The following is a 25,869-nucleotide window of genomic DNA, read 5'->3' as shown; positions in this document are numbered from 1 at the left end:
AGCCATACAATTACCCATGATCTGTCATTAGAACAAGGACAAATCTTCCGTGTGACAAAGCGTCATGCTTGTTTATTCGCATACAATCCGTATATTTCTTTCAGATAGTATGCTGATTGTATGTATATTTATAAAAAATAGCATACAATAAGGCTTCACTCGAAAGGCATCAGCCATGTCACAGACAGGCCATTACCACCCGACCGACAATCCGATGAAGACCGGTATTCTCGGCCGCTGTCCGCAATGTCAACAGGGGCGGCTGTTCCACGGATTTCTCAAGCTTGCTCCCTCCTGCGAGGTTTGCGGACTCGACTATGCCTTTGCCGATCCGGCAGACGGTCCGGCGTTCTTTGCCATGACCATCGTGGCTGTTCCAGCCATGCTGTTCGCGCTCTGGCTGCAGACGACCTACGAAGTCTCAATCTGGGTGCATCTGTTCACCACACTGCCCCTGACCCTGTTCGGCAGCCTTATCCTGCTGCGGCCGCTGAAGGGCTGGCTGGTGTGTTCGCAATTCTTCCACAAGGCCGAAGAAGGCCGCCTGGTGCGCAAGGGCGAGCAGTAAGAACGGCCCAGGCAATAAGGCCGGGGCCGGTCCCGTCGATCACGTGTTGGCGCCGCCGTCGATCGTCAGCGACGTGCCGTTGATGAAACGGCCTTCCTCACCGGCAAGAAATGCCACCAGACCAGCGATGTCCCTGGCTTCGCCGAAGCGCGGAATGGCCATACGGGCGCGCTGGCCTTCGGCATGATCGCCATCGGCAGGATTCATATCGGTATCCGTCGAGCCGGGATGGACGATGTTGGCGGTAATCTCCCGCGGCCCGAGATCGCGCGCCAGTGCCTTGGTCAGGCCGATCAGAGCAGCCTTGCTGGTCGAATAGGCAATCAGGCCCGGGAAGGGAACGATTTCCGCCAGGTTGCTGCCGATGCTGATGATGCGTCCGCCAGCAGGCATGAATGCTGCAGCTGCCTTTGCCGCCACAAAACTCGCGCGGACATGAATCGACATTACCCGGTCGAACTCTTCCAGTTCCAGTTTATCGACGGTGTCCATCGTATAGACCCCGGCGCTGTTCACAAGAATGTCCAGCCGCCCAAGTCTGGCGTGGGCTTCATGCACCGCACTCCCGACAGCCTTCGCATCGAGATTGTCCGCCTTGATGGCGATTGCCCGGCGTCCAAGCGTCTCGATGGCCTTGACCGTCGCATCCGCCTTGTCCGGGGCGCTGGTGTAGGTGATGGCGATATCGGCACCGTCTTCGGCCAGTTTAAGGGCAATGGCTGCGCCGATACCGCGGCTTCCGCCGGTGATGAAAGCAACTTTAGGAGAGAGGCGAGGCATCGATTTTCCTTTATGTAATGATTGATACATAAATAACTGCCACTCTTGCACCGAAGCGTCAAGCGATTTATGTATTGATTGTTACAAAAGGAGATTGCCATGTTGCCGAAGGGCCGGCCCCGCGCCTTTGACCGTGATGCCGCACTGGAACGCGCGATGCGTGTTTTCTGGCAGAAAGGCTATGACAGCGCTTCCATGAGTGATCTGACGGAGGCCATGCAGATCAATGCACCAAGCCTTTACGCGGCTTTCGGCAGCAAGGCTGGCCTGTTCAGGGCGGCGGTGGAACTTTACACGGATCAGGTGGGGCGGCGTATCAAGAACGCTTTGCCGACAGCGGCGACGGCAAAGGAAGGTATTGCCGATTTTCTCAAGCAAACCGCAATTTCCCACACGCATCCCGGCCAGCCGCATGGATGCATGGTCGTGTTGGGAGCGTTGCACGGTGAGGAGGGTGCGGACACACCGTGTTCTCTCTTGCGCGAGCGCCGCCTCGAGAATGTGATGCTTTTGCGCGAGCGGTTGGAACGCGGGGTGCGCGACGGTGAGCTTTCCGCAAAGGCCGATCTGCAGCAGATCGCCGAGTTCTACGCCACCGTACAGCATGGGATGTCGATCACCGCTCGCGACGGGGCAACGCTGGATCAGCTGGTGAAAACCGCACATGCGGCTATGGCAGCCTGGGAGGGGCTGACGTCAACCCCGGGATAGAATGATCGAAGACCGGCCTTCGTCAGGATTTAGACGGGCGCGGATGCGGGATTGTGATGCCCTTCGTGTTCTCCTCGTCCCAATTCTACGCCGGGGCGTTCGACAAACAAATGAACGGCCAGGGCCCAAAGTACCAGGCTGACAAGAACACCGAGGATGGCAATCCAAAAGTTGAGGTCAGACGCCATCGCAAAATCGCGGAAGGGCTGGACGGCAAACAGCGCATACAGAACCAGCCCCTGCATCATGTAAACCGCATAGCTGATTTCGCCGAGCCTGATGCAAGGCTTTGCAATGAGGAATCCGAATAAATCCGCGCCGCTGATCAGAAAATAAAATGCGAGGCCGAGAAGCAACGCTACCTCCGGCCGGTAAGCGCTGCCGTAAAGCAATATAATGGCAATCAGGCATACGGTGCACAGGACGGATAAGACAAACTTTGGCAATTTGAGCAGATAACCGGAGACCTCAAGCGAAGCGCTGACCATTCCACAGGCAAAGAAAACGTAAAAGACCAGGGTTGAACTGCCGCTCATGAGAACGAGAACCAGTGCCGTCAACAATGTCACGATCGCAAAAGGCAGGTGGGTGTGCGCCTGTCTGGAGAAGATGGCTAGAGCAGGCAAAGCAAAATAGAACTGCCATTCATATTGCAGCGTCCACGTAACGCCTGCCAAAATTGTTGCTGAACTTGGCTCATTGTTCATCCCGGTGAACGGAAAGATTCCGATGGCCATGTTTTGGATGATCTGAAGAAGGTATTGCGACAGCGGTATCTTCAGGACGCCGCCGGACTTCCAAAAGATAATTGCGACAGCGAGAGAAACTGCCAGGCAATAAACGGGCGCAAGTCTGAAAAATCTGCCCTTCATCAGCTCGGCAAAGTCCAGGCGTCCCTTTGAGCGGACAATTTTCGCCCAGAATAAATAGCCGGTTATCATGAAAAAACATGCAACACTGACCTGTCCGATAAGCGTGTAGAATCGTGAGGGAGGAACCTGCCATACACCCGACCGGATGAACTGATAGTAAATTACGGAATGGTGGATCGCCACTCCCAGCGCGAGAAACCCGCGGACACCGTCAATGGCATTCACACGAACCGCCGTCGATTTGAAGCCGGCCCGATCAAAGCCCGGAAGATATGTCAAAAGCATCAGTAGGGCGAGGCACACGAATGTTGGCCAAATCGAATATACGGTCATGAATGTACCCGCGTGATACTTGATCCAAGCACCCTGTGGTGGCTTGTTGTGATGCGTGAGAGATGATTGCCGTTAAACGGCAAAGAGGTGAGTAAATGATGTATCGGGCGCTCGCTGTTTTTTAAAGTCGTGTTCTTTATTTGCAAGAGCAAAAACAAAAACGGGCGGCCGTGAGCCACCCGTTTTGCAGTCTCGGCGATGCAGTAAAGCTTACTCGCTGGCAGCAACTTCTTCAGCCGGTGCTTCGGCAGCGGCCTTGGCGGCTTCTTCAGCGGCCTTTGCAGCTTCAGCTTCAGCGGCAATCTTTGCCTTCGCGTCTTCTTCGGCCTGCTTGGCCATGGCAACGCGTTCCTGAGCCTTCTTGCCCGGAAGACCCTTTTCAGGGTTGCTGCGCGTGTCGCGCTTGGCAATGCCAGCCTGATCGAGGAAGCGCAGAACGCGGTCGGTTGGCTGCGCGCCGTGGCCGATCCAATGCTGGATGCGGTCAGCGTCGAGCTTGACGCGATCGCCGTCCTTGGGAAGCATCGGGTTCCATGCGCCAACCGTTTCGATGAAGCGGCCATCGCGTGGGGCACGAACGTCAGCAATGACGATGTGGTAGTAAGGGCGCTTCTTGGAGCCGGCACGTGCCAGGCGGATTTTCAGTGACATGGGGTATTCTCCTGTTGGTTAGTTCGCGGCGTTTTCTTTGGCCGCAGTTGTTTCGTGATGTCTGATCACTTCCTTGACGATGAAGTTGAGAAACTTCTCGGCAAAATCCGGGTCGAGGTCGGCCGACTGGGCGAGGGCGCGCAGACGTTCGACCTGTTGTTTTTCGCGCGCGGGATCAGCGGCTGCGAGACCGTTTTTGGCCTTCAGCACACCCACGGCTTTGGTGCAGCGGAAACGTTCCGCCAGCATGTGGATCAGCGCCGCATCGATATTGTCGATGGAGGCACGCAGTTCGAGCAATTCTTTTGGCAGAGAGGAAGACGTCATGATTATCCCTTCTTCTTCGGCAGGCCGGGAAGCCCGCCACCAAGGCCGGGCAAGCGCGGGAGGCCGCCGCCCAAACCACCACCGAGGCCACCCGGAAGACCGGGAAGACCACCACCCTTGCCGAAGCCTGCGGCTTCCGCCTGCTTCTGCAAGGCCTCAAGCTGTTTCGGATCCATCTTCGAGAGGTCAGGCATGCCGCCCATACCACCCATGCCGCCGAGACCCATCTTGGCACCAAGGCCGCCCATCATCTGTTTCATGATGCCGCCTTTGCCCTTGCCGCCCATCGCCTTCATCATATCCGCCATCTGGCGGTGCATTTTGAGAAGCTTGTTGATGTCAGCGGCATTGGTGCCGGAGCCCTTGGCGATGCGCTGCTTGCGCGAATGTTTGAGCAAATCCGGATTGGTGCGCTCGGCCGCAGTCATGGAGGAAATGATCGCGAGCTGGCGCTTGAAGATGGAATCATCGAGGCCGGCTGCTGCCATCTGATCCTTCATCTTGCCCATGCCGGGCATCATACCCATGATACCGCCCATGCCGCCAAGCTTCTGCATCTGGCCGATCTGGTCTGCCAGATCGTTAAGATCGAACTTGCCGGACTGCATCTTCTTGGCCATCGCCGCGGCTTTTTCCGCGTCGATGTTTTCGGCTGCCTTCTCGACCAGCGAAACGATGTCGCCCATGCCGAGAATGCGGTCGGCGATACGGCGGGGGTAGAATTCCTCCAGCGCATCCATCTTTTCGCCGGTGGCGATCAGCTTGATCGGCTTGCCGGTGACGGCGCGCATCGAAAGCGCGGCACCGCCGCGGCCGTCGCCGTCCATGCGTGTCAGGACGAGACCGGTGATGCCGACGCGCTCGTCAAAGGAGCGGGCGAGGTTGACGGCGTCCTGACCGGTCAGCGCATCGGCGACGAGCAGGATTTCGTGCGGATTGGCCTTTTTCCTGATGTCGGCCATTTCGACCATCAGAGGCTCGTCAATATGCGTGCGGCCCGCAGTATCGAGAATGACGACGTCATGGCCGCCGAGCTTGGCAGCCTGCACGGCGCGTGCGGCGATCTCGACCGGTGTCTGGCCGGCGATGATCGGCAGCGTGTCGACGCCGGTCTGCACGCCGAGCTGGCGCAACTGTTCCTGGGCGGCCGGACGGCGCGTGTCGAGCGACGCCAGCAGCACCTTTTTCTTCGACCGTTCGGTCAGGCGCTTGCCGATCTTGCCGGTGGTTGTGGTTTTACCGGAGCCCTGCAGGCCGACCATCATGATGACGACGGGCGCCGGGGCATTCAGATCGATGGTGACGCCTTCGGCGCCGAGCATGTCGACGAGTTCGTCATGGACGATCTTGACGACCATCTGGCCCGGCTTGATACTTTTCAGGACTTCGGCACCAACCGCCTTGGCGCGAACCTTGTCCGTGAATGAGCGAACAACATCGAGGGCAACGTCAGCTTCGATGAGGGCCCGGCGCACTTCGCGCAAAGCCGCCGCGACGTCGGCATCCGACAACGCGCCACGGCCGGTCAGGCCATTCAAAATCGAACCTAGTCGTTCCTGTAAGCTCTCAAACATCCGTTTTCCTTTATCCTTCCGGGAACCGTTTCCCCGAGAGGTAAGCATCCTCCGCGCCAAAGCCCATAGTTAAAATGTGGCTCAAAGCAAAATTGCACCCGAGGGCGCATCGCGCTGTCGGGTGTTGACCTCCGGGATCGTCGAACCCTTGCGGGGTCCCGGTCGGCTGCTCGGAGTTTGGAACTCGTCGCGGATTGATGGGCGGCTTAAACAGGAAATGCGGCTCAAAGTCAAGACAAGGGCATTAGGCGCGCTTTTTCAATCCTGCGGCTTCACGCAGGGCATCGTCGATGCGGCTCTGCCAGCCAGGGCCGCCGGAACGGAAATAATCGAGCACATCGGGGCTGAGACGGATGGAAACCGGTGTCTTGGTGATATCCGCGACCGGCCTGCCGGGCTTGCGCCTGCTCAATTCGGTAATGAGCACCGTATCCGGGTCCGCCAGCGCAGCCTTGGTCAGCGCGGCATCTTCTTCGGGAGTGATAGACTCGGCACAGGCTTTTGCTGAATTGGGTAGCAAAGACCACCAATGGCCTATTAACCGCCTGATATAGCTAGGAATAGCCCGTTCGTTATTAACTCCTGAGTCTCTTCTCAAGGGTTCGAAACCAAAGCTTTTAGTTCCTTGCGGGCCGTTCCGAACGTTCCGAGTTGGTAGACCCATGCCTGCGTTCGACATCCTTGCAGTCGATCTTCCAGCTTCGAGAAAATCGGTATTAAGAAAAACTTTGGTTACTCTAGCCGAGTTCGAGTTCTTCCGTGCCTACCTGTAGCGAACAGTTCTTCCTCCGTTGAACATCTCTCCAATGAACAAGTGGACAGGCGTAAAGCTTGCCTGACATCACCCATCTTGGGTTCCGGATGAATGATGCTATCATATGGATTGCTTGCGCAGCTAAGGAAAGGTTGAATGAGGAAACTCAGCCCTGCCGTCGTTTTGACGATGGCGCTTGTTTCAACGTTGTCGAGCGCGCTGGCTCAAAACACTGATCCGAGCGCGCCGACGGTTGCGCCTGTTTGCAGCGACCTCATCAAGAGGCTTGAGAGCGCGATCAAGGAATATAAACGGGCGAAGTTTTCCTTGGATAGGGCAACCCAACTCATGGCATCGGCACGTTATTCCAGCAGGATCGGAAAGATGAACATCGATTTGGTAAGCAGGCGGGCTGATGTCACCGTTGCCACTGCTTCTTATGTTGAATCTATCGGCCCTGCCTACAGTTCGGTGGCAGCCCTCAACGCCGATTGTGGCCAAGATGCCTTCAAGGAATCCGGTATCAGATTCACGGAAAAGCTCAATCTGGATATTACCAGATTCATCTCCGAGGGAGTCGACAAATTGGCGGATGAACAAATGGCTGACATCAAGAAGGTTTTCGGCGACATGAAGAGTAGGCAAAAATAGCACGGCCGAGCGCTTTGAATTGCGACCTCGCCTCGTAGATGCGACGTACGGATTCTGTGAACCGAACGCTCAATTTATGTCTGCGACGCTGTCAATCAAATCAATAACTCGGTTACCTGGATCGAGCGTCCTTCACTGTGTGTCGTATGCTTTCTCACGAAGAAATATCTCCGGATCTTCTCGATCAAGGCTACTGCATGCAGGATTTTAAATCTGGTGGTTTTTGCTACCTAATTCCGGGCTTTTGCCGCTGCGATGGCTTCTTCACGGGTCTTCGGCTTATAAGTCCGATGTGAAACGGTCATTGTTACCAATCCAGTTTTCGGATCGAAAGCAATGTGAGTGCTTGATGTATCCTGTTTCTTATCGGGCATAATCATTTGCCTCCTTCCGGGACGCTCTGCGCAGCGAAATAACGCGCATGGACGTTCCTCTCAGTAATTAATGTATATACAAAAATGCAAATGGCTGGGCCGGAAAATTGCAGCCATTTTACAATGAAGGCGGAGCGATGCTGCTTATCAATACGTCTAAAGCCGGCCGCCGAATCAGGTTGTATGTAGCAATTCTAGGTTGTGACAAGTCTGGCGTTTCCGGACTTGCTCACTGTCTTCAAAATGCCTTCAAGAAGCGCCAAAAGCCCGAAACCGGGTCAAAATAAACGGAATTGGCGCGGTTTCGCCAAATGTCGCCGGATTCTGCCAGATGACAGCGGATCAGAAAAATGGCAGATAGGTTCAAAGAAGATTCAACTTTTAAGGAGATTTCCATGGCATTTGTTGCCAAAGCCAGGTTTTTTGCAGGAGTCGCCGCAGCGGTTTTTCTGACTGCGGGTGCGGCGCAGGCCGCCGCCCAGTGCGGCAACAACTCCGCCGGATTTCCGGCATGGGTTCAGCAGTTCAAGCAGGAAGCCCAGTCGCAAGGGATCGGCAGCAAAGGCCTCAACGCGCTCAACAACGTGACCTATTCCACGAAGACGATCGCGCTGGATCGCAATCAGAAGAGCTTCAAGTACTCGCTCGAAAAGTTCCTGCAGGTTCGCGGCGGTCAGACGATCGTGTCGCGCGGCAAAAAGCAGAAGGCGCAGAATGCGGCGCTCTTTGCCAGCATCGAAAAGCGCTATGGCGTGCCAGCCGGCCCGATCATTGCCATCTGGGGCATGGAAACGGGCTTTGGCGCCTATATGGGTGACCAGCACACACTGTCCGCCGTATCGACGCTCGCCTATGACTGCCGCCGCAGCGACTACTTCCGCCAGCAGCTTTATGCGGCTTTGAAGCTGATCGATCACGGTGATCTGGCACCCGATGCGCGCGGTGCTTTGCACGGCGAAATCGGCCAGACCCAGTTCATGCCCGCCAACGTGCTGAAGTACGGTGTCGATGGTGATAGCAGCGGTCACATCGACATGGTGCGCTCCAAGGCCGATGCCCTGGCATCCACTGCAAATTTCCTGGTTGGTCATGGCTGGCAGCGGGGCGCCGGCTATCAGCAGGGTGAACCGAATTTCGCAGCGATTCAGGGTTGGAATGCCGCCACGGTTTACCAGCAGGCGATCGCGATCATGGGTGCGCAGATCGACGGCAAATAAAGCCTTTCTTCCGCTCCATCACGTTCAAGAGGCCGGTGTGTTCGCACCGGCCTTTTGTTTAGAAGCCTTCACAGGTCTCGCCGATGGCGCCTTGGGCACTGGCGCTGATCTTGCCATCGCGGAAGCTGAATATCTCACGCGTATAGGTGGTGTTTTCGGGGAATTCGTAGCAGACGAGCATGGTCATCCTGCCGTTCTCCATCCCCTCAAGCCGATGCTTCACCTTGGTGTCTTTTGCCGCACTCTCCCATTCGGTGAGTGAAGCGAGGAATTCGCTTTTGTTCAGTTCGACTTCCTGGTCTTCCAGCACAATTGTTGCATCATCCGTCAGCAGATCGGCGAATTCGGCCCGGTCAACCGTTGCAAGCGCCTTGTACCAGCGCTCGACGAGAATCTCCGGTGCATCCTCGGCAAGCGAAGGCACCACGAGGCTGAAAAGCAGCACGACGGCGATCACCAGTTTCCGCATGGGCTACTACTGTCCCGGCTGCAGGTCGACCAGTTCAGGGTCCGGGCGCAGGAAATCCCCGGTTTCAGGGTTCATCACCCAAAGCTCGCCGGTCGAGATATCGAACCAGGCACCATGCAGGGTGAGGCGTCCCTTCTTTTCCAGGATATCGACACAGGGAAAGCTGCGCAGGTTCCGCAGGGAGTAACGGATGGAAATGCGCTCCAGCGCGGTCTGGCGTTCGAACGGGGTCATCAGCTCGTTGGCGGCGACCGCTTCGGCGGCGGGGGCCACGAGGCTCATCCATTTGCCGATGAAGTCACCGGGCGAAAGCGGCTTGCTTTCCGTATCGAGCGCCGCCTTGATGCCGCCGCAACGGCCATGTCCCAGAACGACGATATTTTTCACCTTGAGGCTTTGCACGGCAAATTCAAGCGCAGCCGACGTTGCGTGGTACTCGCCGTCAGGCTCATAGGGCGGCACCAGATTGGCGACATTGCGGATGACGAAAATCTCGCCGGGGCTGGTGTCGAAAATGATTTCGGGGGCGGCGCGGGAGTCGCAGCAGGCGATTACCAGCGTTTCAGGGGTCTGGCCTTGTTCGGCCAACTGGCGGTAGCGCAGGGTTTCATTGGCATAACGCTGCGCCATGAAGGTGCGATAACCGGTGAGCAGTCTCTCAGGAAGCATGGTCATGATGGTGCATTAATCCCGATTGAAGGGAAGATCAATTGGTCTTGTGTCGGTAGACGCAATGCTGAAATGCGAGACCCCAGAATAGGGCCATTTCACGGCATGTCACCGGAATTGCGGAACCACGCCCCGTGTCGAAACGGCGCAGGTCAGGCCCGGATGCCTTTGCTCGGGTGCGTAAGGCGGCGCATCTGGATCATCGCCATCGGGCTGGACAGGCTGGAAGCATCCGCTTCCAGCATCAATTCGTCGGCGCCGCGCTTGGCCGAACGCGCCATGATCTCAAAGACCGACGCGGTGGTCCGCTGCAAAATCTGCTCGTGGTCGAGGCCAGCCAGCATGCGTGCCAGGAAGAGTGCCGACGTCAGGTCGCCGAGCCCGTTCGTTGGGCCGGTGACAAGGCGGTGCTCCGCCAGCATGGCGAAGGAATGGGTGACCAGAAGATTTCCCGTGCCGCCAGCCAGCATCGGATGGGCCGAGGTTACCAGCATCGTGCCGGGACCGGCATGCAGCGCCGCCTGCATGATCGACTTGTTGTCGGGAAGGTCGGCTCCGGCGAGCCAGGCCAATTCGAAACGGTTGGGCGTGGAGATATCGGCGAGAGGCATCAGTTCATCGCGAATGCCGATGGCCGTGGCTTCGGGAACATAAAGGCCTTTCGTGTCGCCGATCACAGGATCGCAGAGGTAAAGCACATCCTTGTTCTGGCTTTTGACCTTCTTGACGAGGCGGGCGACGGATGCCGCCTGCGCGGCATTGCCGAGATACCCGGTCATGATGGCGCGCACTTCGCCCAGCCACGGCGCGCGCTCCAGATCGGTGATCAGATCGTCGAACTGCTGGGGTTCCGGCACAATGCGCTTGGCTGGCCCGTGCCCCGGATGCCATGGCAAGACGACCGTGGGTACCGCCCAGACCGGATGTCCGAGAGTCTCAAGCGCAAACACCGCCGCACGGTTGCCAACGGAACCGCGCACCACGTGGCTTGAAATGACGATGACAGCATTGGAGGAGGGAGCAACAGAACCGGTCATGGGAATACTCGTAAAGGAGTTCGGAAAAGCGGAATGAGTGCGCAGACTCAGCTTTTGCCGGTAACAGAACTGATCAACCAGATAAACATGGCGAGCAAGACAAGCAATCCCAGAAACCGGCCGATGCGTGTTCCCCAGATTTCTATCGGATCGCTGGCATCGGCATCTTGCGCGGCGAAATGCCCCTTGGTTCTGGCAACAGTGCGGTCGATCACGGTTCCGCTGCCGGCATTGGACTCGTGGTTGACGCGTTCCAGAATCCGCGCCGATTCTGTTACAGTCTGACGTTCTTTGTCATTGGCAGCCATGGCGATTCCGCTTGATCCCTGTTGCAAGGCAGCATAGCGCTTTGCCAGTTCCTTTTGCAGCAAAAAATGGCTACGCTCAGCCTGCTTCGTTCCAAAACGGCCAACCGGTCGGGAAAATGAGTATTGAGGAGAGGGTTTTATGCAGAAAATGGCGTCGTCGTCCGGCCTTTTGCCACGCAATGTTTTTTCGGTTCTGGCGCTTGCCATCCTCATGCCGCTGCTTTCCGCATGCGGCTTCAATACGATTCCGACCAATGAAGAGCAGGCCAAGGCCGCATGGAGCGAGGTGCTCAACCAGTATCAGCGCCGCGCGGACCTGATCCCGAATCTGGTCGAAACCGTCAAAGGTTATGCGGCTCAGGAAAAGGACGTGCTGACATCCGTGGTCGAGGCACGCGCCAAGGCGACGTCGGTGCAGGTGACGCCCGATACGCTGAAGGACCCCAATGCCTTCAAGGCCTTCCAGGACAATCAGGCCAATCTCACCGGTGCCCTGTCGCGGCTTCTGGCGGTTGTCGAAAACTATCCCGACCTCAAATCCAACCAGAACTTCCTGGCATTGCAATCGCAGCTGGAAGGCACGGAAAACCGCATAGCCGTTGCCCGCCGCGATTACATCGAGGCGGTGCGCGTTTATAACACCTCGCTGAGAACCATGCCGACGATCATCTGGACGTGGATCTGGTACACCGGCAGCCAGCCCTATCAAACCTTCACCATCGACGATTCCGCCAAGCAGACGCCTCAAGTCAAATTCTAGGCTTTCAGAATGCGCACCATGCGCCAAAGCGCGGTCAATACGATGCGACGTCCCATCTTGATGCGGATTTCGCATGGTCTGCTGTTGATGCCGGTTCTGCTTGGGCTGTTGCTGGGCGGCGCTTTTGCGGCCGCGCTGCCAGCCCTGACGGGACGCGTGGTCGACGGCGCAAATGTCATCGATGCGGCAACGCGGGATGCCATCACCCAGAAGCTGGCGGCATTCGAGGCGAAGTCATCTGACCAGGTCGTCGTCGTGACGGTTGCAAGCCTTGATGGAGAGGCGATCGAGCCCTATTCCAACCGGCTTTATCGCGCCTGGGCGCTTGGCCAGAAGCAGGAAAACAACGGCGTCCTTCTGGTCGTCGCTCCCAGTGACCGCAAGGTGCGGATCGAGGTCGGCTATGGGCTGGAAGGAACGCTGACGGATCTGTTGTCCCGGCTGATCATCGAGAATGCCATTATTCCGGGCTTCCGTTCGGGCGACTATTCCGGCGGCATAGCACGGGGGGTCGACGATATACTGACCGTGCTCTCCGGCGATTCCGCTGAACTCCAGGCGCGGGCAAAGCGGAATATCCAGCAGGAATCCTCCAACATCGACTGGTTCGGGGTGATTTTCATCTCGATCTGGGTGCTGATCTTCTTCGGTGGTTTCGGCATGGCGATCATGGCTTCAGTTTTCGGCCAGAAGATCGGGCCCGGCCGCTATAAATGGCTTGGCATGACCATCGATACACGATCCTCCTCGGGCGGCGGTTCCGGTGGAGGATGGTCATCGGGTGGTGGCGGTTGGTCTTCCGGCGGTGGCGGAGGCGGCGGCTTTTCCGGCGGCGGCGGTTCGTCGGGTGGCGGCGGCGCTTCGGGAAGTTGGTAGGAGAGAGCATGTCAATGATGAGCGACGAGGATCACGCCCGCATTGCTGAGGCGATCCGTGATGCGGAAAGCCGGACCAGCGGCGAAATCTACGCGGTGCTCGCCCGCCGCAGCGACAGCTATTTCTTCGTCGCCGGTTTTGTGGTCACCGTTGCTATCCTCATTGCAGCCGTCGTGGTTGCACTGGCGGCACACTGGTACTGGTTCACGATTTCACTGCCGCTGTTCGGTCTGGCCATTCTCGCGGCGTTTCTCACCGCTATCCTGCTGATCCGGCTGGTGCCGGGCCTTGGCATGCTGTTCGTGCCCAAGCGCATCCTCTATCAGCGCGCGCACCTCAACGCGGTTCAGCAATTCCTGGCGCGCAATGTTCACCTGACGGAAAAGCGCACCGGCATTCTGCTCTTCGTGTCCCTGGCCGAGCACTACGCGGAAGTCGTGGCAGATGCGGGCATCAATGCGCGTGTGCCGCAGGAGGAATGGAACGGCATTGTCGCAATCCTGACAAACCATGCGGCGCTGGATGATCATGCCTCCGGCTTTCTCAAGGCCATTCGGCATGCGGGGCAATTGCTTGAAACACACTTTCCGGCAGGTCCCGACAACGTCAACGAGCTCGATGACCATCTGGTGGAACTGTAGCCGGTCCAAATGTCATGCGAATTTTACCTCCGACGTGCAGTTTGCAGTCGAAAATGCAATTTCAGTGGCTATGATGAGCCAAAATGCCTGTTCAGGGAGAGAATCTGATGGCTTCAACAACAAAATCGGGCGCGAAAGCCGCGCTGAAATCAAAAACAGCAAAAGCCACGAAAGAAAAGAAGCAAGCACCCGGTTTGTTTGAAGAACTGCTGTTTGCGCGGGCGCCGGCAGAAGACCTTGCTGACTACGATGCAGGGGCGCTGAGAACGTCTGCCAGGCTTGCCGAGGATGCACTGAGCCGGTTCAAATCGGGAAAGACCCTGATCGACCTTTCCGATGGCAGTACCGTCTCCCGCGATGGCAGGCCGGTTACGGTCGTCACCCTGATCAATGATAACATGCCCTTCCTGCTCGACTCGGTTCTGGGTGAGATCAGCGAACGGGTGAGTTCTGTCTATCTGGTGCTGCATCCGGTGATGGATGTGGACCGGAAAAGCGGCGCGGTTATCGGTGCTGCAGGACCCGATAAGCCGGGCAAGGATGAGGCCCGCGTCTCCGTGATGCAGATTCACGTACCGGCGCTGGATGCACCCGTGCGTGAAATCATGGTCGAAGCGCTCAATCTCGTGCTCAAGCAGGTGCGCGAAGCGGTGAATGACCGCGCCGCCATGGTTGCGCGTCTCGGCGATGCGATCGAAGCCTACAAGACCGGCAAGACGCCGATGAAGAAAGCCGCCGCCGAAGAGGCGGTCGAATTCCTCGAATGGCTGCGCGACAACAATTTCACCTTCCTCGGTGTGCGCGAATATGATTATCAGGGTGACGGCAGCCAGGGCGAACTGGAGCGGTCGGGCAAACCCGGGCTTGGTATTCTGCGTGATCCCGATGTGCGCGTGCTCAAGCGCGGCAACCAGGGCGTGACGACCACGCCGCAGATCATTGCGTTCCTCACCGGTCCCGAACCGCTGATCGTCACCAAGGCGAACACCAAGTCGCTGGTGCATCGCCGCGGTTACATGGACTATATCGGCGTCAAGACCTATGACGCCGATGGCAAGGTGAGCGGTGAATTGCGCTTCGTCGGCCTTTTCACCTCCGGGGCCTATACGCGTTCCGTGCTGAAGATCCCCTATCTGCGTTCGAAGACGGAAAGCGTCATCAGCCGCCTCGGATTCAATCGCGAGGATCACTCGGGCAAGCAGCTCATCAAGGTGCTCGAGAGCTATCCGCGCGACGATCTTTTCCAGATCGACGTCAAGACACTGACCCGCAATGCCGAGATCATTCTGGCCCTGGGTGAGCGCCCGCGTGTGCGTGTCCTGCCGCGCATCGATCCTTTCGGCCGGTTTGCTTCCATCATCGTCTATGTGCCGCGCGAACGTTACGATTCCATCGTGCGCGAAAAGGTTGGCTCCTATCTCGCGGCAACCTATGAGGGACATGTTTCCGCCTATTATCCGGCATTTCCGGAAGGCAATCTGGCGCGTGTCCACTTCATCATCGGCCATGCGGAGAATGACTTCCCCAAGGTCAAGCGCGAGGCTTTGGAAGAAACCGTCCGGTCGATTGTCCGCACCTGGGAAGACGCCGTCGCCGAAGTTGGCGATCGCAGCGGCCTGGCGGAGTTCTCGTCGCTTGCCGCAGTATTCCCCGATTCCTACCGCGAAAACTTTTCGCCGGATGAAGCGCTGATCGATGCCAGCCGGATCGCCGGACTGTCGCGGACCAATCCGCTGTTTGTTGATTTCTACCGTCACCGGACCGATGGCGCCAATGCGGCGTCGCTGAAAATCTATCACTACGGCTCGGCCGTCGCCCTGTCCCAGCGCGTGCCGCTGCTCGAGAACATGGGCTTCCGCGTGATCAGCGAGCAGACGTTTGCCTTGCCTGCTGCCGATGGCAGCCCGCTTTTCGTGCATGACATGGAATTGGTCAGCACATCCGGGTCCTCCATCGATCTGAGGGACAATGGCGACCTGTTCGAAGATGTGTTCCGCAACATATGGGGCGGCGCTTCCGACAATGACGGCTACAATGCGCTCGCATTGACCGGGCAGTTGACGGCACGCCAGATCATCATCCTGCGCGCCTATGGCCGTTATCTGCAACAGGCCGGTATTCCCTATTCGCAGGATTACATCGCCATTGCGCTCAACCGCTACCCGGCGATTGCCAAGCAATTGTTCGATCTGTTCGAGCAGCGGCTCAATCCGAAAAAGGGTGCCGCAACGCAATCGCACCGCAAACAGGCAACGATTCGCGCTGCCATCGAAGAGGCACTGCAGGGTGTGCCGAGCCTTGACGATGACCGCATCCTGCGCCGTTTCCTCAATCTGATCGAATCGACATTGCGCACCAATGCCTTTGCGCCGGAAGAGGATGGCAGCGAGCGTGTGACATTGGCCTTCAAGCTCGACCCGCGCGCACTCGATGATCTGCCGGAGCCACGGCCCTATCGCGAAATCTTTGTCTATGGCCCCGAAGTCGAGGGTGTCCACCTGCGCTTTGGTCCGGTCGCGCGCGGCGGGCTTCGCTGGTCGGACCGGGCACAGGACTACCGCACGGAAGTGCTGGGCCTGGTCAAGGCACAGCAGGTCAAGAATGCCGTCATCGTGCCGGTTGGCGCCAAGGGCGGGTTCTATCCGAAGCGCCTGCCGACAGGCGGCGACCGCAACGTGATCTTCGAAGCGGGACGTTCCGCCTACATCACCTTCATCGCGACGCTGTTGTCGGTGACCGACAACCTGCACGGTGAAACCGTTGTGCCGCCGGAAAATATCCTGCGGCTGGACGGGGACGATCCCTATTTCGTCGTGGCTGCCGACAAGGGCACGGCGACGTTCTCCGACACCGCCAACGCCATCAGCCAGGCACATGATTTCTGGCTGGACGATGCCTTTGCGTCGGGTGGTTCGGCCGGTTACGACCACAAGAAGATGGGCATCACCGCTCGCGGTGCCTGGGAAGCCGTGAAACGGCATTTCCGCGAAATCGGCACGGATATCCAGAAAGTACCGTTTGTGGCGGTTGGCGTCGGCGACATGTCCGGCGACGTCTTCGGCAATGGCATGCTGCTGTCGCCGCAGACGAAACTCGTTGCCGCGTTTGACCACCGCGATATCTTCATTGATCCGGAGCCCGACGTCAAAGCCAGCCTGAAGGAGCGGCAGCGCCTGTTCAACCTGCCGCGTTCGAGCTGGCAGGACTATGACAAGTCGAAGATTTCGGCCGGCGGCGGCGTGTTCTCCCGTTCGCAGAAGTCGATTACCCTGTCGAAGGAAGCCGCCAAGGTGATCGGCCTTGCCAAGACCACGGCAACGCCGTTCGAAATCATGACGGCCATCCTGAAAGCACCGGTCGATCTCCTGTGGTTCGGCGGCATCGGCACCTATATCCGCTCCAGCTTCGAGACGGACGCCGAAGTGGGCGACCGCGCCAATGACGCCATCCGCATCACCGGGCTTGATGTGCGGGCCAAGGTGATCGGCGAGGGTGCCAATCTCGGCGTGACGCAAAAGGCGCGCATCGAGTTCGGTCTCGCCGGTGGGCGCTGCAATTCCGACGCCATCGATAATTCGGCCGGCGTGAACACCTCTGACGTCGAGGTCAACATCAAGATTGCCCTCGCGCAGGCCATGCGTTCGGGAAAACTGCAGCGCGACAAGCGCGATACGCTGCTCGAATCGATGACGGACGAAGTAGGGCATCTCGTCCTGCGCAACAATTATCTGCAGACGCTGGCACTGTCGCTGGCGCAGCGGCGTGGGTTGACCGATCTTGCCTATCAGTCGCGGTTCATGAGCGAACTGGAAGCCCGGAAGCTGTTGAACCGCAAGGTGGAAACCCTGCCGGATGACAAGGCATTGGCCGAAAGGCAGGCTGATGGCATCGCGCTCAGCCGCGCCGAACTCGGTGTCCTGCTCGCCTATGCCAAGATCGTGCTGTCCGATCAACTGCTGGCCAGCAACCTGCCGGATGATCCCTATCTGGAACGAGGGTTGCTCGATTACTTCCCGAAGCAGATGAAGGAAGGCTACGGCGAGGAAATCCGCACGCATCGTCTGCGCCGGGAAATCATTGCGACGCAGCTTGCCAATGATGCCATCAACCGGGGCGGCCCGACCTTTGTCAGCCGTCTCGCCGATCTGACGGGGCAGTCGGCACCGGATATCGTCCGGGCCTATGTGATCGTGCGTGACGGTTTCGAGGTCGATGGGGTGCTTGCCGACATCGATGCGCTCGACAATGCTCTGCCCGGCGACGTGCAGAACGGGTTCTATGCCAAGGTGGCGCAGATGCTCAACTGGACAACGGCGTGGGTTCTGCGCAACCGGACCGGCGGCATCGGCCTGGAGGCGGCAATCAAGGAAATCAAATCGGCCCGCAGCACGCTCCAGCCCAAACTGGAGAAGCTGCTGCCGCCTTCCATGAGCAGCCAGCTGCGCGACGATACGGCCTACTACGCCGGATTGGGTGCACCTGCGGCCTTGGCGGCTCAGCTCGCCCGGCTGGAAATCGCGCCCATCATTCCGGATATCGCTGCCGTCGCCCAACAGGCCGGTACCGACATTGCCAGTGCTGCCAAGGCGTATTTCGATATCTCCGAAGCGTTCCGCATCGGCCGTATCGTTGAAGCCGCCCGGGGTGTTTCCGTCGCGGACTACTATGACGGTATCGCGCTGGCCCGTGCATCCGACCTGATTTCGCAGGCGCGGCGCGGTATTGCCGTGGCGGCACTCAGCGAGCATGGCAAGAAGTCCGATCCGGCCAAGGAATGGCTGGCCGGACGCGGCACGCAGGTCGATGAGGTGCGTCAGCGTATGGCGAATATCGTCGAGGGCGGAGACCTCACGGTCTCGCGTCTCGCCGTTGCCGCCGGATTGCTTTCCGACCTGTCCTAGAACAGGCTGGGGGACCGGATCAGGGGAAGGAAACGACATGGCTGCGTCTAAACGGGGCATCTGGGGATGGATGTTCTTCGATTGGGCGGCGCAGCCATTCTTCACCGTTGTCACGACCTTCATCTTCGGTCCCTATTTCGTTGCGCGGATGGCGAGTGATCCCGCCATCGGCCAGGCCGCCTGGGGTTATGGCATTGCCATATCCGGCCTCGTCATCGCCGTGCTCTCGCCCGTCCTCGGGTCGATTGCCGATCAGACCGGCGCGCGCAAGCCGTGGATCGGCTTCTTTGCCGTCATCCAGATCATCGCCCTGTCGATGCTGTGGTTCGCCGCGCCGGGTTCAAGTCTCATTGCTCCGCTGATCTTCTTTTCCCTGGCGTCGATTGCCGCGGAATTCTCCATTGTTTTCAACGACTCGATGATGCCGCGGCTGGTGCCGGAAAAGGATATCGGGCGCATTTCCAACATGGCGTGGGGACTCGGTTATCTCGGCGGCATGATTGCCCTGATCTTTGTCGTCGCCTTCATGGCCGGCTCGCCGGAAACCGGAAAAACCATGCTGGGATCGCAGCCAATCCTGGGGCTTGATCCCGCTGCAGGCGAGGGCGACCGCGCAACCGGACCTCTGTCCGCGCTGTGGTATCTGGTTTTCGTGCTGCCGATGTTCCTGTTCACGCCCGACAGCGCAAGGGGGCTGCCCATCGGCAAGGCGGTGCGCGGGGGGCTTGCGGAGTTGAAATCCACCATTGGCGAGGTGCGCCGGCGTCCGGGCATCTTCCGCTTTCTGATCGCACGCATGATTTACCAGGATGGCGTCAACGCCCTGATCGCCCTTGGCGGGGCATTTGCCGCGATCATGTTCGGCTGGGCAACCGTGGAGATCGGCATCTACGGCATCATCCTGAATGTCGTTGCGATTTTCGGCTGCCTTGCCGCGAGCTGGCTCGATACGCGGATCGGCTCGAAGGCGGTGGTGGTGATCTCGCTGCTGCTATTGACCATCGCGGCCATCGGCATCGTCTCGACTGGGCCCGGCTACACACTGTTTGGATTGTTGCCGCTGACCGGCGCCGATACGGGCGGGCTGTTCAAGACACCCGCCGAGAAGGCCTTCATCGTGTTCGGGCTTCTCATCGGGCTTGCCTTCGGCCCGGTGCAGGCATCGTCGCGGTCCTACATGGCCCGCAGCGTGTCGATCGACGAAGCGGGCCGCTATTTCGGCATCTATGCCCTGTCGGGGCGGGCAACCAGTTTTCTCGCGCCATTCATGGTTGCCACCGTGACAGCGCTGAGCGGATCGCCACGCCTCGGCATGGCGATGATCATCGTCTTCCTGCTGGCCGGACTGGCTGTCCTGTTGCGAACACCCTATCCCGCCGCAATTCCCGTCAAACCTAGTGCCTGAAATGGCGCATGCCGGTGAACACCATGGCAATGCCGTGTTCATCGGCCGCAGTGATAACGTCCTCGTCCCGCATGGAACCACCGGGCTGGATAACGGCCGTGGCTCCGGCGGCGACCGCTGACAGCAATCCGTCGGCGAAGGGGAAGAACGCGTCGGAGGCGACGACCGAGCCTTTGGTCAGAGGTGTCGCCAATCCGGCGGCTTCAGCAGCATCTTCCGCCTTGCGGGCGGCAATGCGTGCGGAATCAACGCGGCTCATCTGACCGGCGCCGATGCCGACCGCTGCGCCATCCTTCACATAGACGATGGCGTTGGATTTGACATGCTTGGCGATGCGGAAGGCGAGCTTCAGATCGGTCATTTCCTGTTCGGTCGGGGCACGCTTGGTCACGACCTTCAGATCGAGATCGTCGACCACGCCGCTGTCGCGTGACTGGACGAGAATGCCGCCTGCAACGGTCTTTGCCGTGATGCCAGATGCACGCGGATCGGGCAGACCGCCGGTGACTAGCAAGCGAAGGTTTTTCTTGGCGGCAACGATTGCCTGCGCTTCCGGTGTTGCATCCGGCGCGATGATCACTTCGGTGAAGGTCTTGACGATTTCTTCCGCCGCATCCGCATCGAGTGTCTTGTTGAGGGCGACAATGCCGCCGAAGGCCGAAACGGGATCGCAGGCCAATGCCTTGAGATAGGCTTCCTTCAGTGTTGCGCCCTCAGCTACGCCGCAGGGGTTGGCATGCTTGATGATGGCGACGGCCGAGGTGCGGGCCGGATCGAACTCGGCAACCAGTTCGAAAGCTGCGTCGGTATCGTTGATGTTATTGTAGGAAAGCTGCTTGCCCTGCAGCTGGGTTGCCGTGGCAACGCCCGGACGCTTTTCCCCGGTGAGATAAAAACCGGCGGACTGATGCGGGTTTTCACCGTAGCGCATGACGGAATGCAGGTGGCCGCCGATGGCCCGGCGCGAGGGCGTCTCGGTCATCAGCGCTTCGGCAAACCAGCCGGAGATGGCCGCATCATAGGTTGCCGTACGGGCATAGGCCTTGGCGGCGAGGCTCTGGCGGAAAGAATAGGGCAGTGATCCCTCGTGCTTGTCGAGCATGGCAATCACCATCTCGTAGTCGCCCGTATCGGTGACCACGCCGACATAGGCATGGTTCTTTGCCGCCGCGCGGATCATGGCCGGTCCGCCAATGTCGATGTTCTCGACGATATTGGCGTAGTCGGCACCGGAATGGCGAACCTCTTCAAAGGGGTAAAGGTTGATGACTGCCAGATCGATGGCGCCGATGCCGTGCGCCTGCATGGCATCGGCATGTTCGGGGTCATCACGCACGGCCAGAAGGCCGCCATGCACCTTGGGGTGCAGGGTCTTGACGCGGCCATCCATGATCTCGGGAAAGTTGGTGATCTCGGAAACGTCAATGACCGGAATGCCTTCCGCCGCGATGGTCTTCGAGGTTCCGCCCGTCGACAGGATTTCGATACCGTGCCGGTGCAGCGCATGGGCGAGGGCTGTCAGGCCCGCCTTGTCGGAAACCGAAATGAGCGCGCGCTTGACGGGATGAAGGTTCGGGGCGGGAATGGATTTTGCAGTGACGGCCATGGGAGAATTCGTCCTCAGCGGGAAAGTTTGGGGGATTTGGACAGCCGGTTAGCACAGGCAGCCAAGGAATCCTACTTCCGATCGCATATTCAGACGAATTGGGGCGGTTTTCCCCACCACAAGGGGTCAGCCATAGGCGCCGAGGGATGTCCGGGTGAATTGCCATTCCACTTCCGGCAGTTGCGCCGCACTTAGCGAAAGCGTGATCTGGCGCGTTTTGACCGGCCCGCGGAACCCGGCGAAGAACAGCGAGTCTTCGATGAAGGGCTGAACGGTGGCGGAAAACATCCAGATATCGTCATTGTCCACCTGCAGGATGATCAGGCCGTTATCATCGACGCTGACATTGACCGCCGGATGCAGATGAAAGCGGATGACCACATTTTCGCGGCCGGTCCCGCGCAGCGGATTGCGGCCGGCAGCGAAGAAACTGTCGATGCCCTCGATGACACTGCCATTGTGCGACAGGACGATCTGGCGTTCGTGGTAGATGCCGAATGGCCGGACATAGCCATTGTGGTTGGCGACGAAGCCAGCGGCCCCCGGCCGCTCGATCCGCTCGACATTGACCTTTGTCGGCCCGGCGATAATCGGGGTGCCGATCATGGTGGAAAGCCCGGAGGTCGCGCTGAAACGGCATGACGAGGTGTCATTGATCGTCGCGGTGGAATGCGCAGCGGTGGAGCGCGCCAGCGGGCGGAATTCTTCCGGACCGTAGCGGTCGACACCGGCATTGACGATGTAGCGATTGCGCCCGGATGACATTTCGAAGGACAGGCACCCGGCATGGGCATCGCGCGACGCGGTGACCGGCGGCGCAAGGCCGGTATCGGCAATGATGGTGGTCGAATCCATCGAGAGCCGCTCATAACCCGAATGCAGCGCATGGGTCAGCGGCAGGCCGCCAATATCGTCATGGCGCAGAACGGCGATGACGCGTTCGGGCATCGTCGCGCCGACGCCGTTGAACAGGGCCAGGTTGCCGTCGTGATGGCGGAAGAACCGCAACGCGGGCAGCATGCGCTCGATGGCTTCCATCAGCGCCTTCGGCGGTGCCTCGGTGCCGCTGGCATAGGTCTGGCGCAGCGGAAGAAGGTCGGCCAGAAGTTCGAGCACCGTCAGCGGATTGCGGGAGATATGCCCGCCATCCGGCAGGATCTGGTGAATGAGCTCAAACTCGAGATTGCGACGGGCCGAGCGCGCCGTATTGGATGAAACGGGCAGCGCCAGCGCGGCAAAGGCCAGCGCAATGCGGGCGCGCAGTTTCTCTTCGCCATCGTCCATCACGGCGGCCATGGTCCTCAGATAACGCACCTGGGTGGCGAGCGAACGCATGAATTGCCGGTATGCGCGCAGGTCTGCGCCCGCCAGGATGAGGCTGGAATGCTGGAGCCAGGCGATAATGCGCTGGGCTGTGACCTCGGGAGCCCAGGCAGGGCCGCCGATCGAGCGGCCGTGGGTCGCTATCCAGTCGCTGAGCAGCGCGCGGGCATTGGCTGTTGCAAGCTCGGTGCCGGAAGCACGCATATGGCGCAGCCAGCCGAAATTGTGCAGCGCCGCCTGCCAGGCGGCATTGGGTGGCTCGACGATGAAGGGCGAGCGCCCGCCGGTCTCAACCACCCGGCCGGCAAGCGCAAAGCGGCCATGGTAAAATTCTTCTGCAAGCTGCGGGTCGGCTGGGCGCAAATCCTGCGGTGCAATGAGCACGCGTTCGGGGGTGAACCCGGTGAAACGCCAGCGAAACAGCGGCCCCATGCGCAAGCGCCTGCGAAAACGGCGCCACAATTGCGCAGTCGCAAGTCCCCAAAGTTGCGGTGTTTCGCTAAAAGCGACCATCTCGCGGCATTTCCTCGCTTCGCCGCATTCCGGCGCACTTCAGTCTGCTGTTACGCATGTTCGCGAAACATCTCCCGCACAGCGGAATCCTGTCCCGGCTCCCTGAAATCATTGCTTTGGTTTCAACCCATCGACGACAAATCGGGACTATGCAACCAAAACAGTTAAAATTTTAGTATTTGATTTTAATCTTTCCGGCGAAAACGTGCAGCGAAGAAACCATCCATGCCTGAGAGGGCCGGATCATCGTTGGCAAGGTCAGCCGGTGTGGAACGCACATAGCCCTCCGGGGTGATCAGTTCGGCAAGTCCGCCCACCTCGTTCTTGCTTACGGGCAGCAATTCGATGGACGGATTCTTGGCCAGAAGATCGTTGGCAACCTTTTCGCCTTCCAGCGGATCGAGCGAGCAATTGGAAAAGACCACGACTCCGCCGGGTTTCACCAGGGTGACCGCGTGATCGAGCAGCTTGGCCTGAAGCGTTGCCAGCTTCTGGATATCGGCCGGCGACTTCGTCCACGGAACGTCGGGATGGCGCCGCACAGTGCCGGTGGAGGAACAGGGCGCATCGAGCAGAACCGCGTCGAACGGTTCGGCTGGCGTATAGGCGGCGAGATTGGCTTCCACGGTTTCTGCCGTCAGTTGCAGGCGCTCAAGGTTGGAGCGCAGGCGTTTCAACCGATTGGCCGACAGGTCAAGCGCCGTGACATGCGCACCAGCCTGCGCCAATTGCGCGGTCTTACCGCCGGGAGCGGCACAAAGGTCGGCAACACGCTTTCCCTTGATGTCGCCGAAGAGTTTTGCAGGAAGGCTAGCTGCCGTATCCTGCACCCACCAGTCGCCCTCGGCAAAGCCTGCAAGGCTGGTCAGCGCACCATCGACCTGGGCGATGCGCACCGATCCGGTTGGGAGGGCAATGCCGCCAAGGCGCTCTGCCCATTCCTGCGGATCGCCCTTGACGGTGAGGTCAATGGGCGGTTCCTTGCTCTGTATATCCAGGATAGCCTTGGCTTTTTCCTTGCCATAGGCGGCGATCAGGCTGTCTTCGAACCATGCAGGCACATTGCTTGCGTCGGAGACAATGGTTTCTCGCTCGCGCGACAGGCGGCGCAGCACGGCATTGACCATCGAAGCGAAACGCCGGTTGCGCGGATCATTGTTGGCGGCGGTCACCGCGAGGTCGACTGCGGCGCGATCGGGGATATCGAGATAGAGAATCTGTGCAGCGGCCACGTGCAGCAGGTGACGTAGGGCAACGGCGTTTTCGGGCAGCGGCCGGTCGATCAGCTGACCGATGGCTGCTTCAATGGCGCCGCGATTGCGCAGGGCAGCACCGAGAATAGCGCGGACCAGCGACCGGTCGCGGTCGTCAAGCGCCATGTATTGCGGATGACCGTTGCTGTTGTCGGTCAGTCCATCCAGCGAGGTCTGCTTTTCAATGACGGCCCCAAGGAGCCGGGTCGCGCATTGGCGCGCCGCCAGCCCCGGCCGGTCTTCGGCCTCGTGGTAATTTGACGTGCTGTTCTTCTTGCCAGACGGCCGCTTTCTCTCCTGCCCCGCGCTCATGCCCATGGGCCTTTGCGCGAGGAACCGTCACGGCCCCAGGGGGACGGCGTCTCGTCCTGAGGCTCCTCCTGTGCGGGAGCAGATGGCGTTGCCATTGGCTGCGGTGCGGCAGGGCGCCGGCGAAACTCTTCCACCATGGCCTGCAGTGCCGCGATACGGTTTTTGGTGCTCGGATGGGTGGAGAACAAATTGTCAGCTCCTTGGCCGCTCAATGGATTGATGATGAAGAGCGACGCGGAGGCCGGGTTGCGCTCGGCTTCCTCGTTGACGATCTCCTTGGCGCCGCGGGCAATCTTGTTGAGTGCGGAGGCGAGCCACAGCGGGTTGCCGCAAATCTCCGCGCCGCGCCGGTCCGCCGAATATTCGCGCGTCCGGCTGATGGCCATCTGCACGATCATGGCGGCGAACGGCGCAACGATCATGGCAACGAGAACGCCGATGAAGCCGAGGGGATTGTTGTTGTTGCGATTGCCGCCGCCAAAGAACATGGCAAAATTACCAAGCATGGAGATTGCCCCGGCGAGGGTGGCTGTGACGGTCATGGTCAGGGTATCGCGGTGTTCGACATGCGCCAGCTCGTGCGCCATGACAGCTGCAACCTCGTTCGGTGACAGGCGGTGCAGCAGTCCGGTGGACGCAGCCACCGCGGCGTTCTGCGGATTGCGTCCCGTGGCGAAAGCATTCGGCTGATCATTTTCGATGAGATAGACCCGTGGCATGGGCAAGCCAGCGCGCGCGGCGAGATCGCGCACGATGCCGTAATATTCCGGTGCGTTGTTCTGGTCGACTTCCACGGCGTTGTACATCCGCAGGACCATCTTGTCGGAGTTCCAGTAGCTGAAGAGGTTCATGCCCGTCGCAACGACGAGGGCAATCAGCATGCCGCCGGTGCCGCCAATGAGAAAACCGACGCCCATGAACAAGGCGGTCATGAAGGCGAGCAGCATTCCAGTGCGCATTACATTCATGGTGTCATTCCCCGCA

General features: G+C 59.3%; 23 protein-coding genes. 9 read left to right on the top strand and 14 right to left on the bottom strand.

The genetic code is table 11. The features are described 5' to 3' along the window. Positions 1–175: 175 nt before the first annotated feature. Entirely contained in the window at positions 176–568 is a 393-nt protein-coding gene (locus ACZ5FP_RS01835) for a DUF983 domain-containing protein (RefSeq protein WP_223613838.1), read from the top strand. Between the two features lie 39 nt (positions 569–607). Here the strand turns inward: ACZ5FP_RS01835 and ACZ5FP_RS01830 are convergent, their stop codons facing one another. Then, positions 608–1,348 carry an SDR family oxidoreductase gene (locus ACZ5FP_RS01830; RefSeq protein ID WP_464661798.1) on the bottom strand — a complete coding sequence of 247 codons (741 nt, stop codon included), beginning with the start codon at positions 1,346–1,348 and terminating at the stop codon, positions 608–610. A gap of 99 nt (positions 1,349–1,447) precedes the next feature. On the opposite strand from ACZ5FP_RS01830, the gene ACZ5FP_RS01825 reads away from it, so the two are divergent. After that, complete coding sequence (locus tag ACZ5FP_RS01825; RefSeq protein ID WP_464661796.1) at positions 1,448–2,059, top strand: TetR/AcrR family transcriptional regulator; 612 nt, start codon at positions 1,448–1,450, stop codon at positions 2,057–2,059. Positions 2,060–2,088: 29 nt separating this feature from the next. On the opposite strand, the gene ACZ5FP_RS01820 is transcribed toward ACZ5FP_RS01825, so the two are convergent. The 5 genes from ACZ5FP_RS01820 to ACZ5FP_RS01800 form a co-directional block, all read right to left on the bottom strand. Further along, the gene (locus ACZ5FP_RS01820) at positions 2,089–3,264 is read right to left on the bottom strand and encodes an acyltransferase family protein (protein ID WP_464661795.1); all 1,176 of its coding nucleotides are present in this window, start codon (positions 3,262–3,264) and stop codon (positions 2,089–2,091) included. A 210-nt stretch (positions 3,265–3,474) separates the two neighbouring features. Next, positions 3,475–3,915, bottom strand: coding sequence for a 30S ribosomal protein S16 (rpsP, locus tag ACZ5FP_RS01815; protein WP_464661793.1), 441 nt, complete (start codon positions 3,913–3,915; stop codon positions 3,475–3,477). An 18-nt stretch (positions 3,916–3,933) separates the two neighbouring features. Next, positions 3,934–4,242 carry a chorismate mutase gene (locus ACZ5FP_RS01810; RefSeq protein WP_223613835.1) on the bottom strand — a complete coding sequence of 103 codons (309 nt, stop codon included), beginning with the start codon at positions 4,240–4,242 and terminating at the stop codon, positions 3,934–3,936. A 2-nt stretch (positions 4,243–4,244) separates the two neighbouring features. Further along, positions 4,245–5,816 carry a signal recognition particle protein gene (gene ffh / locus ACZ5FP_RS01805; RefSeq protein WP_223613834.1) on the bottom strand — a complete coding sequence of 524 codons (1,572 nt, stop codon included), beginning with the start codon at positions 5,814–5,816 and terminating at the stop codon, positions 4,245–4,247. A 244-nt stretch (positions 5,817–6,060) separates the two neighbouring features. Then, positions 6,061–6,336: a BrnA antitoxin family protein gene (locus tag ACZ5FP_RS01800; protein ID WP_464661791.1), complete on the bottom strand. Its 276-nt coding sequence runs from the start codon at positions 6,334–6,336 to the stop codon at positions 6,061–6,063. A gap of 390 nt (positions 6,337–6,726) precedes the next feature. Here ACZ5FP_RS01800 and ACZ5FP_RS01795 point away from each other — a divergent pair, with 390 nt between their 5' ends. Both ACZ5FP_RS01795 and ACZ5FP_RS01790 read left to right on the top strand, forming a co-directional pair. Further along, positions 6,727–7,221 (top strand): hypothetical protein, encoded by a 495-nt coding sequence (locus tag ACZ5FP_RS01795; protein ID WP_464661789.1) that lies wholly within the window; start codon positions 6,727–6,729, stop codon positions 7,219–7,221. 769 nt (positions 7,222–7,990) lie between these two features. Continuing rightward, positions 7,991–8,812: a lytic murein transglycosylase gene (locus tag ACZ5FP_RS01790; RefSeq protein ID WP_346305172.1), complete on the top strand. Its 822-nt coding sequence runs from the start codon at positions 7,991–7,993 to the stop codon at positions 8,810–8,812. Positions 8,813–8,870: 58 nt separating this feature from the next. On the opposite strand, the gene ACZ5FP_RS01785 is transcribed toward ACZ5FP_RS01790, so the two are convergent. The 4 genes from ACZ5FP_RS01785 to ACZ5FP_RS01770 all read right to left on the bottom strand — a co-directional run bounded on the left by ACZ5FP_RS01785 (position 8,871) and on the right by ACZ5FP_RS01770 (position 11,475). After that, positions 8,871–9,281, bottom strand: a complete 411-nt coding sequence (locus ACZ5FP_RS01785) for a Cif family virulence factor (RefSeq protein ID WP_464661787.1) — start codon at positions 9,279–9,281, stop codon at positions 8,871–8,873. A 6-nt stretch (positions 9,282–9,287) separates the two neighbouring features. Then, positions 9,288–9,956 carry a carbonic anhydrase gene (locus ACZ5FP_RS01780; protein ID WP_223613829.1) on the bottom strand — a complete coding sequence of 223 codons (669 nt, stop codon included), beginning with the start codon at positions 9,954–9,956 and terminating at the stop codon, positions 9,288–9,290. A gap of 146 nt (positions 9,957–10,102) precedes the next feature. Continuing rightward, positions 10,103–10,987 (bottom strand): pyridoxal kinase PdxY, encoded by an 885-nt coding sequence (gene pdxY / locus ACZ5FP_RS01775; protein WP_464661785.1) that lies wholly within the window; start codon positions 10,985–10,987, stop codon positions 10,103–10,105. Between the two features lie 47 nt (positions 10,988–11,034). Next, positions 11,035–11,475, bottom strand: coding sequence for a hypothetical protein (locus ACZ5FP_RS01770; protein ID WP_464661783.1), 441 nt, complete (start codon positions 11,473–11,475; stop codon positions 11,035–11,037). On the opposite strand from ACZ5FP_RS01770, the gene ACZ5FP_RS01765 reads away from it, so the two are divergent. The 5 genes from ACZ5FP_RS01765 (at position 11,435) to ACZ5FP_RS01745 (ending at position 19,878) form a co-directional block, all read left to right on the top strand. Then, positions 11,435–12,055, top strand: a complete 621-nt coding sequence (locus tag ACZ5FP_RS01765) for a LemA family protein (protein ID WP_464661781.1) — start codon at positions 11,435–11,437, stop codon at positions 12,053–12,055. The genes ACZ5FP_RS01770 and ACZ5FP_RS01765 overlap by 41 nt on opposite strands. An 87-nt stretch (positions 12,056–12,142) precedes the next feature. Then, positions 12,143–12,931 carry a TPM domain-containing protein gene (locus ACZ5FP_RS01760; protein ID WP_464663136.1) on the top strand — a complete coding sequence of 263 codons (789 nt, stop codon included), beginning with the start codon at positions 12,143–12,145 and terminating at the stop codon, positions 12,929–12,931. 8 nt (positions 12,932–12,939) lie between these two features. Then, positions 12,940–13,572: a TPM domain-containing protein gene (locus ACZ5FP_RS01755; RefSeq protein WP_223613826.1), complete on the top strand. Its 633-nt coding sequence runs from the start codon at positions 12,940–12,942 to the stop codon at positions 13,570–13,572. A 107-nt stretch (positions 13,573–13,679) separates the two neighbouring features. Beyond that, positions 13,680–18,473 (top strand): NAD-glutamate dehydrogenase, encoded by a 4,794-nt coding sequence (locus tag ACZ5FP_RS01750; protein WP_464661779.1) that lies wholly within the window; start codon positions 13,680–13,682, stop codon positions 18,471–18,473. A gap of 37 nt (positions 18,474–18,510) precedes the next feature. Then, positions 18,511–19,878, top strand: coding sequence for an MFS transporter (locus tag ACZ5FP_RS01745; protein WP_464661777.1), 1,368 nt, complete (start codon positions 18,511–18,513; stop codon positions 19,876–19,878). Here ACZ5FP_RS01745 and purH read toward each other — a convergent pair. The 4 genes from purH to htpX all read right to left on the bottom strand — a co-directional run bounded on the left by purH (position 19,868) and on the right by htpX (position 25,853). Next, positions 19,868–21,484, bottom strand: coding sequence for a bifunctional phosphoribosylaminoimidazolecarboxamide formyltransferase/IMP cyclohydrolase (gene purH / locus ACZ5FP_RS01740; RefSeq protein WP_464661775.1), 1,617 nt, complete (start codon positions 21,482–21,484; stop codon positions 19,868–19,870). The two genes, ACZ5FP_RS01745 and purH, sit on opposite strands and share 11 nt — an antisense overlap. A gap of 126 nt (positions 21,485–21,610) precedes the next feature. Next, positions 21,611–23,320 carry a heparinase II/III family protein gene (locus tag ACZ5FP_RS01735; RefSeq protein WP_346305164.1) on the bottom strand — a complete coding sequence of 570 codons (1,710 nt, stop codon included), beginning with the start codon at positions 23,318–23,320 and terminating at the stop codon, positions 21,611–21,613. 185 nt (positions 23,321–23,505) lie between these two features. After that, positions 23,506–24,885 carry an RsmB/NOP family class I SAM-dependent RNA methyltransferase gene (locus ACZ5FP_RS01730; RefSeq protein ID WP_464663135.1) on the bottom strand — a complete coding sequence of 460 codons (1,380 nt, stop codon included), beginning with the start codon at positions 24,883–24,885 and terminating at the stop codon, positions 23,506–23,508. After that, positions 24,882–25,853 (bottom strand): zinc metalloprotease HtpX, encoded by a 972-nt coding sequence (htpX, locus tag ACZ5FP_RS01725; protein WP_464661772.1) that lies wholly within the window; start codon positions 25,851–25,853, stop codon positions 24,882–24,884. Before htpX ends, ACZ5FP_RS01730 begins: the two co-directional genes overlap by 4 nt. Positions 25,854–25,869 lie beyond the last annotated feature (16 nt).

It is taken from the genome of Phyllobacterium sp. T2-21, from assembly GCF_055378485.1.
Note: the sequence above shows the minus strand (reverse complement) of the source record. Positions and strands in the feature narration are given on the sequence as shown.